The 13,145-nt window shown below is 57.2% G+C and carries 15 protein-coding genes; all 15 read left to right on the top strand.

What is annotated here, in order from left to right:
- Nucleotides 1-14: 14 nt before the first annotated feature.
- Nucleotides 15-350, top strand: a complete 336-nt coding sequence (eutS, locus tag OGV75_RS19720) for an ethanolamine utilization microcompartment protein EutS (protein WP_003037995.1) — start codon at nt 15-17, stop codon at nt 348-350.
- 12 nt (nt 351-362) lie between these two features.
- Nucleotides 363-842 carry an ethanolamine utilization acetate kinase EutP gene (gene eutP, locus OGV75_RS19725; RefSeq protein WP_016153958.1) on the top strand — a complete coding sequence of 160 codons (480 nt, stop codon included), beginning with the start codon at nt 363-365 and terminating at the stop codon, nt 840-842.
- The gene (gene eutQ, locus OGV75_RS19730; RefSeq protein WP_286481088.1) at nt 820-1,521 is read left to right on the top strand and encodes an ethanolamine utilization acetate kinase EutQ; all 702 of its coding nucleotides are present in this window, start codon (nt 820-822) and stop codon (nt 1,519-1,521) included. The genes eutP and eutQ overlap by 23 nt, the downstream gene beginning before the upstream one ends.
- 9 nt (nt 1,522-1,530) lie before the next feature.
- Nucleotides 1,531-2,334 (top strand): ethanolamine utilization cob(I)yrinic acid a,c-diamide adenosyltransferase EutT, encoded by an 804-nt coding sequence (gene eutT / locus OGV75_RS19735; RefSeq protein ID WP_080859843.1) that lies wholly within the window; start codon nt 1,531-1,533, stop codon nt 2,332-2,334.
- On the top strand, nt 2,331-3,347 hold the full coding sequence (pta, locus tag OGV75_RS19740; protein WP_286481089.1) for a phosphate acetyltransferase: 1,017 nt from the start codon (nt 2,331-2,333) through the stop codon (nt 3,345-3,347). The genes eutT and pta overlap by 4 nt, the downstream gene beginning before the upstream one ends.
- A gap of 36 nt (nt 3,348-3,383) precedes the next feature.
- Nucleotides 3,384-3,677 carry an ethanolamine utilization microcompartment protein EutM gene (eutM, locus tag OGV75_RS19745; RefSeq protein ID WP_003835054.1) on the top strand — a complete coding sequence of 98 codons (294 nt, stop codon included), beginning with the start codon at nt 3,384-3,386 and terminating at the stop codon, nt 3,675-3,677.
- A gap of 114 nt (nt 3,678-3,791) precedes the next feature.
- Nucleotides 3,792-4,079: an ethanolamine utilization microcompartment protein EutN gene (gene eutN / locus OGV75_RS19750; protein ID WP_016153954.1), complete on the top strand. Its 288-nt coding sequence runs from the start codon at nt 3,792-3,794 to the stop codon at nt 4,077-4,079.
- An 11-nt stretch (nt 4,080-4,090) separates the two neighbouring features.
- Nucleotides 4,091-5,494: an aldehyde dehydrogenase family protein gene (locus OGV75_RS19755; RefSeq protein ID WP_016153953.1), complete on the top strand. Its 1,404-nt coding sequence runs from the start codon at nt 4,091-4,093 to the stop codon at nt 5,492-5,494.
- Between the two features lie 12 nt (nt 5,495-5,506).
- Nucleotides 5,507-6,346, top strand: a complete 840-nt coding sequence (eutJ, locus tag OGV75_RS19760) for an ethanolamine utilization protein EutJ (protein WP_016153952.1) — start codon at nt 5,507-5,509, stop codon at nt 6,344-6,346.
- Entirely contained in the window at nt 6,336-7,523 is a 1,188-nt protein-coding gene (gene eutG / locus OGV75_RS19765; RefSeq protein ID WP_016153951.1) for an ethanolamine utilization ethanol dehydrogenase EutG, read from the top strand. Before eutJ ends, eutG begins: the two co-directional genes overlap by 11 nt.
- A 27-nt stretch (nt 7,524-7,550) precedes the next feature.
- On the top strand, nt 7,551-8,783 hold the full coding sequence (eutH, locus tag OGV75_RS19770; RefSeq protein ID WP_016153950.1) for an ethanolamine utilization protein EutH: 1,233 nt from the start codon (nt 7,551-7,553) through the stop codon (nt 8,781-8,783).
- Complete coding sequence (eutA, locus tag OGV75_RS19775) at nt 8,780-10,183, top strand: ethanolamine ammonia-lyase reactivating factor EutA (RefSeq protein WP_016153949.1); 1,404 nt, start codon at nt 8,780-8,782, stop codon at nt 10,181-10,183. The genes eutH and eutA overlap by 4 nt, the downstream gene beginning before the upstream one ends.
- 11 nt (nt 10,184-10,194) lie before the next feature.
- Complete coding sequence (gene eutB, locus OGV75_RS19780; protein ID WP_286481090.1) at nt 10,195-11,556, top strand: ethanolamine ammonia-lyase subunit alpha; 1,362 nt, start codon at nt 10,195-10,197, stop codon at nt 11,554-11,556.
- Nucleotides 11,557-11,576: 20 nt separating this feature from the next.
- The gene (gene eutC / locus OGV75_RS19785) at nt 11,577-12,473 is read left to right on the top strand and encodes an ethanolamine ammonia-lyase subunit EutC (RefSeq protein ID WP_016153947.1); all 897 of its coding nucleotides are present in this window, start codon (nt 11,577-11,579) and stop codon (nt 12,471-12,473) included.
- A 9-nt stretch (nt 12,474-12,482) separates the two neighbouring features.
- Nucleotides 12,483-13,142 carry an ethanolamine utilization microcompartment protein EutL gene (gene eutL / locus OGV75_RS19790; RefSeq protein WP_016153946.1) on the top strand — a complete coding sequence of 220 codons (660 nt, stop codon included), beginning with the start codon at nt 12,483-12,485 and terminating at the stop codon, nt 13,140-13,142.
- Nucleotides 13,143-13,145 lie beyond the last annotated feature (3 nt).

Consider the following 13,145-nt stretch of genomic DNA (forward strand, 5'->3'; position numbering starts at 1 on the left):
GGAGGCGGTGAGCAATGGAAAAAGAACGCATTATTCAGGAATTTGTGCCGGGGAAACAGGTTACGCTGGCGCATCTCATTGCGCACCCTGGTGAGGAACTGGCGAAAAAGATCGGCGTTCCCGAAGCGGGCGCTATCGGCATCATGACGCTGACGCCAGGCGAAACCGCGATGATTGCCGGTGACTTAGCTATGAAGGCGGCAGATGTACATATCGGCTTTCTCGATCGATTCAGCGGTGCGCTGGTCATCTACGGCTCGGTAGGCGCGGTAGAAGAAGCGTTATTACAGACGGTAAGCGGTCTGGGTCGGTTATTAAATTTCACTTTGTGCAACCTGACAAAAAGTTAATCAGAGGCGGCGATGAAACGTATTGCGTTTGTCGGTACGGTGGGGGCGGGGAAAACAACGCTCTTTAATGCGCTACAGGGAAATTATTCCCTCGCCAGAAAAACACAGGCCGTGGAGTTTAATGAAAATGGCGATATCGACACGCCAGGAGAATATTTTAGCCATCCGCGCTGGTATCACGCCTTAATTACTACGCTGCAGGATGTTGATACGTTGATTTATATACACGCGGCAAATGATAAAGAAAGTCGCTTACCTGCCGGGCTGTTGGATATCGGCGCCAGTAAACGACAAATCGCCGTTATCAGCAAAACGGACATGCCGGATGCCGACGTCGCCGCAACGCGACAACTACTTCGCGGGATAGGGTTCCAGGAGCCGATTTTCGAACTCAACAGCCATGACCCGCGCAGCGTGCAGCACCTGGTGGATTATCTGACTGAGCTCAGCCAAAAGGAGGAAAGGGCAGGTGAAAAAACTCATCACAGCTAACGATATTCGTGCGGCCCACGCACGCGGCGAACAGGAAATGTCGGTTGTTCTGCGCGCCAGCATCATCACCCCGGAGGCGCGCGAAGTTGCGGAGCTGCTGGGCGTCACCATCAGTGAATGCGATGAATCCGCGCCAACCGCTGCTGCTGCACCGGTTGCGGTGGATGATGGCAAAACGGAAAGCCAGCGCATTCGCGAAACCATCATTGCGCAGTTACCGGAAGGGCAGTTTACCGAAAGCCTGGTCGCCCAACTGATGGACAAAGTCATGAAGGAGAAACAGTCGCTGGAGCAGGGCGGAATGCAGCCGAGCTTTAACTGGGTGACCGGCAAAGGCGGCGTCAAAGTCATCGACGGCAGCAGCGTGAAGTTTGGTCGTTTTGACGGCGCACAGCCGCACTGCGTGGGTTTAACCGATCTGGTGACCGACCAGGACGGTAGCAGCATGGCCGCCGGGTTCATGCAGTGGGATAACGCTTTTTTCCCATGGACGCTGAACTACGACGAAATCGACATGATTCTGGAAGGCGAGCTGCACGTTCGCCACGAAGGCGAAACCATGATTGCTAAAGCTGGGGACGTGATGTTTATCCCGAAAGGCTCCAGCATCGAATTTGGTACGCCATCGACGGTGAAATTTCTGTATGTAGCCTGGCCTGCGAACTGGCAGTCCTGCTAAGGCGGATGTATGAAGGATTTCATTACCGAAGCATGGCTCAGAGCGAATCATACGCTCAGCGAAGGGGCTGAAATTCATCTCCCCGCTGATGCTCGCCTGACGCCATCTGCCCGGGAATTACTGGAAAGCCGACATCTGCGCATTAAGTTTATCGACGAGCAGGGCAGCCTGTTTATTGATGACGAAGCACAGCAGCCGCAGCCGGTGCATGGTTTAACCAGCAGCGATACGCATCCACAGGCCAGTTGCGAACTGTGTCATCAACCGGTGGTGAAGAAAGCAGACACGCTGACGCATCTGACAGCGGACAAGATGGTCGCTAAAAGTGACCCGCGGCTGGGATTTCGCGCCGCGCTGGACAGCACCATCGCCCTGGCCGTGTGGTTGCAGATAGAGCTGGCGGAACCGTGGCAGCCATGGCTGGCGGATATCCGTTCGCGTCTGGGCAACATTATGCGCGCCGACGCTATCGACGAGCCGCTGGCAGCACAAGCTATCGTCGGTTTAAGCGACGAAGATTTACACCGGCTTTCGCATCAGCCGCTGCGCTATCTGGACCACGACCATCTGGTGCCTGAAGCCAGTCATGGCCGTGATTGCGCGTTGCTTAATCTGCTGCGTACCAAAGTTCGTGAAACGGAGACGGTGGCGGCCCAGGTATTCATCACCCGTAGTTTTGACGTGATGCGACCGGACATCATGCAGGCGCTCAATCGCCTTTCCAGTACGGTCTACGTGATGATGATTCTGAGCGTAGCGAAGCATCCACTGACGGTTAGCCAAATTCAACAGCGACTGGGGGAGAAGCAATGATCATTGAACGTGCTCGTCAACTCGCCCAGCGCTCACCTGCACGGGTGGTGTTCCCGGATGCGCTGGATGTTCGGGTGTTGAAAGCGGCAAATTACCTGCATCAGCACGGTCTGGCACATCCTGTTCTCGTCGCCAGTCCGTTTGCGCTGCGCCAGTTTGCCCTCAGCCATCGGGTGGCGATGGATGGCATTCAGGTTATCGACCCGCAAAGCAACCAGTCCATGCGTGAAGAGTTTGCGCTGCGCTGGCTGGCCCGCGCGGGAGATAAAACGCCTGCAGATGCGCTGGAAAAACTCAACGATCCGCTGATGTTCGCCGCCGCCATGGTTAGCGCGGGTAAAGCTGACGTCTGTATTGCGGGCAATTTGTCGTCGACAGCAAACGTGCTGCGCGCTGGGTTACGCATTATTGGGCTACAGCCAGGCTGTAAAACGCTGTCGTCAATTTTCCTGATGCTGCCGCAGTACCTCGGGCCGGCATTAGGGTTTGCCGATTGCAGCGTCGTGCCGCAGCCCACAGCCGCACAGCTGGCGGATATTGCGATTGCCAGCGCGCAGACATGGCAGGCGATCACCGGTGAAGAACCGCGCGTGGCCATGCTGTCGTTTTCAAGTCAAGGCAGCGCTCGTCATCCCAACGTCGCTAACGTGCAGCAGGCTACGGAGATCGTTCATGAGCGTGCCCCGCAGCTTACCGTGGATGGGGAACTGCAATTTGATGCCGCCTTTGTTCCGGATGTCGCCGCGCAAAAAGCGCCCGCCAGTCCGTTAAAGGGCAATGCCAATGTGATGGTCTTCCCATCGCTGGAGGCAGGCAATATTGGCTACAAAATCGCCCAGCGTCTGGGAGGGTATCGTGCCGTAGGTCCGTTGATCCAAGGGCTTGCCGCACCGCTTCATGACCTCTCTCGCGGCTGTAGCGTACAGGAAATTATCGAACTGGCGTTGGTGGCAGCAGTGCCGCGTCAGACTGACATGAGTCGTGAAAACGCCTCACACACACTGGTTGTTTAGGTCCCGTTCTGGACCCCTTAATGAGAGGAAAACACAATGGAAGCATTAGGAATGATTGAAACCCGGGGCCTGGTTGCACTGATTGAGGCTTCTGACGCAATGGTTAAAGCGGCACGCGTGAAACTGGTCGGCGTGAAGCAGATCGGCGGCGGTCTGGTTACTGCAATGGTCCGTGGCGACGTAGCGGCATGTAAAGCCGCAACGGATGCTGGTGCTGCTGCTGCACAGCGTATTGGTGAGCTGGTTTCCGTACACGTAATCCCGCGTCCGCATGGCGATCTGGAAGAAGTGTTCCCGATCAGCTTTAAAGGCGACAGCAACGACATGTAAGTCGTCCATGTGACGCCACAGACTTCATTGCTGGCGTCACCCTCTCTCCTTTTCACATTACCTTCTGCGGAGGGTAGGGGGAGGTTTTACCTGAAATATGCCACGGAGGCGCGTATGAAACTGGCAATCGTCACAGGACAAATTGTTTGTACCGTACGCCATCAGGGGCTCGCGCACGACAAGTTGCTGATGGTGGAAATGATTGATGCCTGCGGAAATCCCGACGGGCAATGTGCTGTTGCTATCGACAGCATTGGGGCGGGAACCGGAGAGTGGGTGCTGCTGGTCAGCGGAAGCTCAGCCCGTCAGGCGCACCGTAACGAATCATCACCTGTCGATCTGTGCGTGATTGGCATTGTTGATGAAGTGGTGGCAGGTGGTCAGGTGATCTTCCATAAATAAGGCAGAAAATCATGAATCAACAGGATATTGAACAGGTCGTGAAAGCGGTACTGCTGAAAATGAAAGACAGCAGCCAACCCGTCAGTGCCGTTCAAGAAATGGGCGTTTTTGCCTCCCTGGATGACGCAGTGGCGGCAGCAAAACTGGCCCAGCAAGGGCTGAAAAGCGTTGCCATGCGCCAACTGGCTATCACGGCTCTACGTGAGGCGGGCGAAAAACATGCCCGAGAATTAGCGGAACTTGCCGTCACAGAAACCGGCATGGGACGCGTTGAAGATAAATTTGCCAAAAATGTGGCGCAGGCACGCGCCACGCCGGGCGTGGAATGCCTGTCTCCACAGGTTCTGACCGGTGATAACGGCCTGACGCTGATTGAAAATGCGCCGTGGGGCGTGGTGGCCTCGGTGACACCGTCCACCAACCCGGCTGCGACCGTTATTAACAACGCCATCAGCCTGATTGCGGCTGGCAACAGCGTGGTCTTCGCACCGCATCCGGCTGCCAAGGGCGTGTCTCAGCGCGCTATCACTCTGCTTAACCAGGCGGTAGTTGCAGCAGGCGGACCGGCAAACCTGCTGGTTACCGTGGCCAATCCGGATATCGAAACCGCCCAGCGTCTGTTTAAGTACCCAGGCATCGGCCTGCTGGTGGTGACCGGCGGTGAAGCCGTAGTGGATGCCGCGCGTAAGCACACCAACAAACGTCTGATTGCCGCCGGTGCGGGAAATCCGCCGGTGGTGGTTGATGAAACGGCTGATCTGGCACGCGCAGCCCAGTCGATCGTCAAAGGCGCTTCGTTTGACAACAACATTATCTGCGCCGACGAAAAAGTGCTGATCGTGGTCGATAGCGTCGCTGATGAGCTGATGCGTCTGATGGAAAGCCAGCATGCAGTCAAGCTGACCACGGCTCAGGCCGAACAGCTGCAACCGGTGCTGCTTAAAAATGTCGATGAACGCGGTAAAGGCACGGTCAGTCGTGACTGGGTTGGCCGCGACGCAGGAAAAATCGCTGCGGCGATTGGTCTGAACGTACCGGAGCAAACCCGGCTGTTGTTCGTCGAAACCTCTGCGACTCACCCGTTTGCCGTAACCGAACTGATGATGCCGGTTCTGCCGGTCGTGCGGGTCGCCAACGTCGATGAGGCCATTGAACTGGCGGTCAAGCTTGAGGGCGGTTGTCACCATACGGCGGCGATGCACTCGCGCAATATCGACAACATGAACCGCATGGCAAACGCCATTGATACCAGCATTTTCGTTAAGAACGGACCGTGCATTGCCGGTCTTGGACTCGGCGGCGAAGGCTGGACCACGATGACCATTACCACGCCAACCGGGGAAGGGGTGACCAGCGCACGCACATTTGTGCGTCTGCGTCGCTGTGTGTTGGTGGACGCCTTCAGAATTGTATAAGGAGTGAACGACATGGCGCACGACGAACAACGTTGGCTGACACCCAGATTGCTAAAAGCGGCAACGCTATGTAACCAGACGCCCGTAAAGAGCGATTCACCGCTGTGGCTGGGCGTGGATTTGGGGACGTGTGATGTGGTGTCGATGGTTGTCGACAGTGACGGACAGCCGGTTGCGGTTTGCCTGGACTGGGCCGACGTCGTGCGCGATGGCATCGTCTGGGATTTCTTCGGTGCGGTGACTATCGTTCGTCGCCATCTCGATACGCTCGAACAACAGTTGGGTTGCCGCTTTACCCACGCGGCAACCTCGTTTCCACCGGGAACTGACCCACGGATCTCGATCAACGTGCTGGAATCTGCCGGGCTTGAAGTCAGTCATGTGCTCGACGAACCGACCGCGGTGGCGGACCTGTTGCAGCTTGATAACGCTGGCGTGGTGGATATCGGTGGCGGTACCACCGGGATTGCGATTGTGAAGCGAGGCAAGGTGACTTACTCCGCCGATGAAGCGACCGGCGGGCACCACATTTCTCTGACGCTTGCCGGGAACCGTCGCATCCAGTTGGAAGAGGCGGAGCAGTACAAACGCAGCAACGGTAAAGAAATCTGGCCGGTGGTTAAGCCGGTCTACGAAAAAATGGCGGAAATTGTGGCTCACCATATTGCCGGACAGGGCGTGGCAGATTTATGGCTGGCCGGTGGTTCCTGTATGCAGCCGGGCGTTGATGAACTGTTTCGTAAGCGTTTCCCGGAACTGCAGGTGCATTTACCCCAGCACAGCCTGTTTATGACCCCGCTGGCGATTGCAAATAGCGGAAAAGAAAAAGCGGAAGGAATCTATGCAAGCTGAATTGCAGACCGCGCTCTTTCAGGCATTCGATACCCTGAATCTGCAACGCGTAAAAACGTTTAGCGTTCCACCGGTTACGTTGTGTGGACTGGGAGCGCTCAGTACCTGCGGACAGGAAGCACAAACGCGCGGCCTGACGCATATGTTCGTCATGGTCGACAGTTTCCTGCACCAGGCGGGGATGACCGCCGCACTGGAACGCAGCCTGGCGATGAAAGGCGTGGCGATGACGCTGTGGCCATGTCCGGTGGGCGAACCGTGCATTACGGACGTCTGCGCGGCGGTCGCGCAACTGCGTGAATCGAAGTGCGATGGCGTAGTGGCCTTTGGTGGCGGTTCCGTATTGGATGCCGCAAAGGCTGTGGCGTTGCTGGTGACCAATCCTACCCAGACGCTGGCAGACATGGATGAGAGCAGCGCGTTACGCCCGCGTCTGCCGCTGATTGCCGTACCGACTACCGCCGGAACGGGTTCAGAAACCACTAATGTCACGGTGATTATCGACGCCGCGACCGGGCTTAAAAAAGTGCTGGCCCACGCAACCCTGATGCCGGATGTGGCGATTCTTGACGCCGCGCTGACGGAAGGTGTGCCCGCACACGTAACGGCGATGACCGGGATCGATGCGCTGACGCACGCTGTTGAAGCGTATAGCGCTCTGAACGCGACGCCGTTTACCGACAGTCTGGCGATTGGCGCGATTGCGATGATAGGTAAATCGCTGCCGAAGGCCGTTGGCTATGGTCAGGATCTGGCGGCGCGAGAAAGCATGCTACTGGCTTCCTGTATGGCCGGGATGGCGTTTTCCAGCGCGGGACTGGGCCTGTGTCACGCGATGGCGCACCAGCCGGGTGCGACGCTGCACATCCCACATGGACAGGCTAACGCCATGCTGCTGCCCACAGTAATGGGTTTCAACCGCATGGTGTGTCGTGAGCGTTTCAGCCATATCGGACGGGCGTTAACCAACAAGAAGTCGGACGATCGCGATGCCATCAACGCCGTCAGCGAGTTGATTAGCGAAGTGGGCCAGACCAAACGACTCTCTGACGTTGGGGCAAAGCCCGAGCATTACAGCGCATGGGCTCACGCCGCGCTGGAGGATATTTGTATTCGCAGTAACCCACGCACCGCCACGCAGGCCGACATTATCGCGTTGTATGCGGCGGCACAATAAATACACATATGACAGGGAGTGAAGGTTATGGGAATTAACGAAATCATCATGTACATCATGATGTTCTTTATGCTGATTGCCGCCGTGGACAGGATCCTGTCGCAGTTCGGCGGTTCGGCACGCTTCCTCGGTAAGTTCGGGAAGAGTATTGAGGGATCGGGCGGCCAGTTTGAAGAAGGTTTTATGGCGATGGGCGCGCTGGGTCTGGCGATGGTCGGTATGACCGCGCTGGCACCGGTACTGGCGCATGTGCTCGGGCCGGTGATTATTCCACTGTACGAAATGTTGGGCGCTAACCCGTCGATGTTTGCCGGAACGCTGCTGGCGTGCGATATGGGCGGCTTCTTCCTGGCGAAAGAACTGGCGGGCGGCGACGTTGCGGCGTGGCTGTACTCTGGCCTGATCCTCGGGGCGATGATGGGGCCGACGCTGGTCTTCTCTATTCCGGTTGCGCTGGGGATTATTGAGCCGTCCGACCGTCGTTATCTGGCGCTGGGCGTGCTGGCTGGGATCGTCACCATTCCGATTGGCTGTATTGCGGGTGGTTTGATCGCGATGTACTCCGGTGTCGAAATCAACGGACAGCCGGTGGAGTTCACCTTCGCGCTGATCCTGATGAACATGATCCCGGTGCTGATCGTTGCCGTGCTGGTGGCGCTGGGACTGAAATTCATCCCGGAAAAAATGATCAACGGCTTCCAGATCTTCGCGAAATTCCTGGTGGCGCTGATCACCATCGGTCTGGCGGCAGCGGTGATCAAATTCCTGCTCGGCTGGGAACTGATTCCGGGTCTTGATCCTATCTTCATGGCACCGGGTGACAAGCCGGGTGAAGTGATGCGCGCCATCGAAGTTATCGGTTCTATCTCCTGCGTGCTGCTGGGTGCGTACCCAATGGTACTGCTGCTGACCCGCTGGTTTGAAAAGCCGCTGATGAGCGTCGGTAACCTGTTAAAAATCAATAATATTGCGGCTGCGGGCATGGTGGCGACGCTGGCGAACAACATCCCAATGTTCGGCATGATGAAGAATATGGATACCCGCGGCAAAGTGATCAACTGCGCTTTTGCGGTCTCCGCAGCCTTCGCTCTGGGTGACCACTTAGGTTTCGCCGCGGCCAACATGAACGCGATGATCTTCCCAATGATTGTCGGCAAGCTGATTGGCGGCGTGACGGCGATTGGTGTGGCTATGCTGTTGGTACCGAAAGACGAAGATGTTCCGGCACCAGCAGAAACCAACCCGGAGGCGCAATCGTGAATACTCGCCAGCTACTCAGCGTCGGTATCGATATCGGCACCACCACCACTCAGGTGATCTTCTCGCGCCTTGAGCTGGTCAACCGTGCGGCAGTGTCGCAGGTGCCGCGTTACGAATTCATCAAACGCGAAATTAGCTGGCAAAGCCCGGTGTTCTTTACCCCCGTTGATAAGCAGGGCGGGCTGAAAGAGGCCGAACTTAAGGCGCTGATCCTCGCCCAGTATCAGGCGGCGGGGATTGCGCCTGAGACCGTCGATTCCGGCGCGATCATCATTACCGGAGAAAGTGCCAAAACCCGCAACGCGCGACCTGCGGTGATGACGCTCTCTCAGTCGCTGGGGGACTTCGTGGTTGCCAGCGCCGGTCCGCATCTGGAATCAGTGATTGCCGGTCACGGCGCAGGGGCTCAAACCCTGTCAGAGCAGAAGTTGTGCCGCGTACTGAATATCGACATCGGTGGCGGGACGTCGAACTACGTCCTGTTCGATGCCGGAAAAGTCAGCGGTTCGGCCTGCCTGAACGTCGGCGGACGGCTGCTGGAAACGGACGGTCAGGGGCGGGTGGTGCATGCGCATCAGCCAGGACAGATGATTGTTGATGACGTATTTGGTCCAGGCACCGACGCCCGGACCCTCAATGCGGCGCAGCTTGTTCAGGTGGCCCGACGGATGGCGGCGCTGATCGTTGAGGTGATTGACGGCACGCTGTCACCGCTGGCGCAGGCGCTGATGCAAACCGGTCTGTTGCCGACGGGTGTGAAGCCGGAAGTGATTACGTTGTCCGGCGGGGTGGGCGAGTGCTACCGCAACCAGCCTGCCGATCCATTCTGTTTTTCCGATATTGGGCCGCTGTTAGCGACGGCGCTGCATGAACATCCGCGCCTGCGTGAGATGAACGTGCAGTTCCCGGCGCAAACCGTGCGTGCCACGGTGATTGGCGCCGGTGCGCATACGCTGTCGCTTTCGGGCAGCACCATCTGGCTGGAAGGTGTGGCGCTTCCGCTGCGCAATCTGCCGGTGGCGATTCCGGTTGATGAGGCTGATTTGGTGGCCGCCTGGCAACAAGCGCTGATGCAGCTCGATCTGGACCCGCAAACAGACGCTTACGTGCTGGCGCTACCCGGTTCGCTGCCTGTGCGCTACGCCGCGCTGTTAACGGTTATTGATGCGCTACTGGCCTTTGTCGCGCGCCATCCGAATCCGCATCCCCTGCTGGTGGTAGCCGAGCAGGATTTTGGTAAAGCCCTGGGCATGCTGTTACGCCCACAGTTACAGCAACACCCGCTGGCAGTCATCGATGAGGTGGTTGTCCGGGCGGGGGACTATATCGACATTGGTACGCCTCTTTTTGGCGGATCGGTTGTGCCGGTGACGGTGAAATCACTCGCATTTCCTTCCTGAGGGAACGACTTATGAAACTAAAGACCACATTGTTCGGCAATGTTTATCAGTTTAAGGATGTTAAAGAGGTGCTGGCAAAAGCCAACGAACTGCGTTCGGGGGATGTGCTGGCAGGGGTAGCTGCAACCAGTTCGCAAGAGCGAGTGGCGGCCAAACAGGTGCTGTCGGAAATGACGGTAGCGGATATCCGCAACAACCCGGTGATTTCCTATGAAGAGGACTGCGTGACGCGTCTGATTCAGGACGACGTCAACGAAACGGCCTATAACCGCATCAAAAACTGGAGTATCAGCGAGCTGCGCGAGTACGTGCTGAGCGATGAAACCTCCGTTGATGACATTGCGTTTACGCGCAAAGGATTAACGTCGGAAGTGGTCGCAGCGGTAGCAAAAATCTGCTCTAACGCGGACCTTATCTACGGCGGTAAGAAAATGCCGGTGATCAAAAAGGCCAACACCACCATTGGTCTGCCGGGCACCTTCAGCTGTCGTTTACAGCCGAACGACACCCGTGATGACGTGCAGAGTATTGCGGCACAAATCTACGAAGGGCTGTCCTTCGGGGCGGGCGATGCGGTGATTGGCGTTAACCCGGTAACCGATGACGTGGAAAACTTAAGCCGCGTACTTGATACCGTGTACGGCGTCATCGACAAATTCAATATCCCGACCCAGGGCTGCGTCCTGGCGCACGTTACTACCCAGATCGAAGCCATTCGTCGCGGCGCGCCGGGCGGGCTGATTTTCCAGAGTATCTGCGGCAGCGAGAAAGGCTTAAAAGAGTTTGGCGTTGAGCTGGCCATGCTGGATGAAGCGCGTGCAGTGGGCGCTGAGTTTAACCGTATCGCCGGGGAAAACTGCCTGTACTTCGAAACCGGACAAGGGTCTGCGCTTTCTGCTGGCGCTAACTTCGGTGCCGATCAGGTGACGATGGAAGCACGTAACTACGGTCTGGCGCGTCACTACGATCCGTTCCTGGTGAACACCGTTGTCGGCTTTATCGGGCCGGAGTATCTCTACAACGACCGTCAGATTATTCGCGCGGGTCTGGAAGATCACTTTATGGGCAAGCTGAGCGGCATCTCAATGGGCTGCGACTGCTGCTATACCAACCATGCTGATGCTGACCAGAACCTCAACGAAAACCTGATGATTCTGCTCGCCACCGCTGGCTGCAACTACATCATGGGCATGCCGCTCGGTGACGACATCATGCTCAACTATCAGACCACCGCCTTCCACGACACCGCGACCGTGCGCCAGTTGCTGAACCTGCGTCCGTCGCCGGAGTTTGAACGCTGGCTGGAAACCATGGGCATTATGGCAAACGGTAGCCTGACCAAACGGGCGGGCGATCCGTCACTGTTCTTCTGATGACGCGGGGATGACACACGATGGATCAAAAACAGATTGAAGAAATTGTACGCAGCGTGATGGCGTCAATGGGTGAGTCGCAGCCGCAGGCGCAAGCGCCGGCAGTACAAGCGCAATGCAGCACCACCCAGTGCGCCGCGCCGACCGGTGAAAGCTGTGCGATGGATTTAGGCTCAGCCGAGGCTAAAGCGTGGATTGGCGTTGAGAATCCGCACCGCGCAGAGGTGTTGACTGAACTGCGTCGCAGCACTGCGGCGCGTGTATGTACCGGTCGAGCCGGTCCACGTCCGCGTACCCAGGCGCTGCTGCGCTTCCTGGCCGACCACTCGCGTTCGAAAGATACGGTATTGAAAGAAGTGCCGGAAGAGTGGGTAAAAGCCCAGGGGCTGCTAGAAGTGCGCTCGGAAATCAGTGACAAAAACCTGTATCTGACGCGTCCGGATCTGGGGCGCCGTCTGAGTGCGGAAGCCATTGAAGCGCTGAAATCACAGTGTGTAATGAACCCGGATGTGCAGGTGATTATCTCTGATGGCCTGTCTACGGACGCTATCACCGCAAACTACGAAGAGATCCTGCCGCCGCTGTTGTCTGGCTTAAAACAGGCCGGATTGAAGGTCGGGACGCCGTTCTTTGTTCGCTATGGTCGCGTGAAAATCGAAGATCAGATCGGCGAACTGCTGGGCGCGAAAGCGGTGATCCTGCTGGTTGGGGAACGTCCGGGCCTGGGCCAGTCGGAAAGCCTTTCTTGCTACGCCGTCTATTCGCCGCGTGTGGCGACGACCGTTGAAGCTGACCGTACCTGTATCTCGAACATTCACCAGGGCGGTACGCCACCGGTTGAAGCGGCGGCGGTCATTGTGGATTTGGCCAAGCGCATGCTGGAGCAAAAAGCATCCGGCATCAATATGACCCGTTAAGGAGGCATCATGCCAGCATTAGATTTGATTAGACCTTCAGTCACCGCAATGCGCGTGATTGCCTCGGTAAATGACGGTTTTGCCCGTGAACTTAAATTACCGCCACATATACGTAGCCTCGGACTCATCACAGCAGATTCTGATGACGTGGCGTATATTGCCGCAGACGAAGCGACAAAACAGGCAATGGTGGAAGTGGTTTATGGCCGCTCGCTGTATGCCGGCGCGGCGCACAGTCCCTCTCCAACTTCGGGTGAAGTGCTGATTATGCTCGGTGGACCCAACCCGGCAGAAGTTCGCGCAGGTCTGGACGCGATGGTAGCCAATATTGAAAGCGGCGCGGCGTTTCAGTGGGCGAATGACGCAGAAGATACCGCCTTCCTGGCGCATGTGGTTTCGCGTACCGGCTCGTATCTCTCGGCGACCGCAGGATGCCGGCTTGGCGATCCGATGGCGTATCTGGTGGCGCCGCCGCTGGAAGCGACATTTGGTATTGATGCTGCGCTGAAATCGGCCGATGTACAACTGGTGACTTACGTTCCGCCACCGTCAGAAACCAACTATTCGGCTGCGTTTATGACCGGTAGCCAGGCCGCTTGTAAAGCTGCATGTAACGCCTTTGCCGATGCCGTTCTGGATATTGCCCGTAACCCAATCCAGCGCGCGTAAGAG

The sequence above is a fragment of the Citrobacter sp. Cb028 genome (assembly GCF_030336705.1).
GTDB lineage: Bacteria > Pseudomonadota > Gammaproteobacteria > Enterobacterales > Enterobacteriaceae > Citrobacter > Citrobacter braakii.

Bases quoted from the DNA above. Each gene is read 5' to 3' on its own strand.
- pta (WP_286481089.1), top strand. From the start codon at position 2,331: ATGATCATTGAACGTGCTCGTCAACTCGCCCAGCGCTCACCTGCACGG.
- eutL (WP_016153946.1), top strand. From the start codon at position 12,483: ATGCCAGCATTAGATTTGATTAGACCTTCAGTCACCGCAATGCGCGTG.
- eutJ (WP_016153952.1), top strand. From the start codon at position 5,507: ATGGCGCACGACGAACAACGTTGGCTGACACCCAGATTGCTAAAAGCG.
- eutN (WP_016153954.1), top strand. From the start codon at position 3,792: ATGAAACTGGCAATCGTCACAGGACAAATTGTTTGTACCGTACGCCAT.
- eutM (WP_003835054.1), top strand. From the start codon at position 3,384: ATGGAAGCATTAGGAATGATTGAAACCCGGGGCCTGGTTGCACTGATT.
- eutH (WP_016153950.1), top strand. From the start codon at position 7,551: ATGGGAATTAACGAAATCATCATGTACATCATGATGTTCTTTATGCTG.
- eutP (WP_016153958.1), top strand. From the start codon at position 363: ATGAAACGTATTGCGTTTGTCGGTACGGTGGGGGCGGGGAAAACAACG.
- eutS (WP_003037995.1), top strand. From the start codon at position 15: ATGGAAAAAGAACGCATTATTCAGGAATTTGTGCCGGGGAAACAGGTT.
- eutB (WP_286481090.1), top strand. From the start codon at position 10,195: ATGAAACTAAAGACCACATTGTTCGGCAATGTTTATCAGTTTAAGGAT.
- OGV75_RS19755 (WP_016153953.1), top strand. From the start codon at position 4,091: ATGAATCAACAGGATATTGAACAGGTCGTGAAAGCGGTACTGCTGAAA.
- eutT (WP_080859843.1), top strand. From the start codon at position 1,531: ATGAAGGATTTCATTACCGAAGCATGGCTCAGAGCGAATCATACGCTC.
- eutC (WP_016153947.1), top strand. From the start codon at position 11,577: ATGGATCAAAAACAGATTGAAGAAATTGTACGCAGCGTGATGGCGTCA.
- eutG (WP_016153951.1), top strand. From the start codon at position 6,336: ATGCAAGCTGAATTGCAGACCGCGCTCTTTCAGGCATTCGATACCCTG.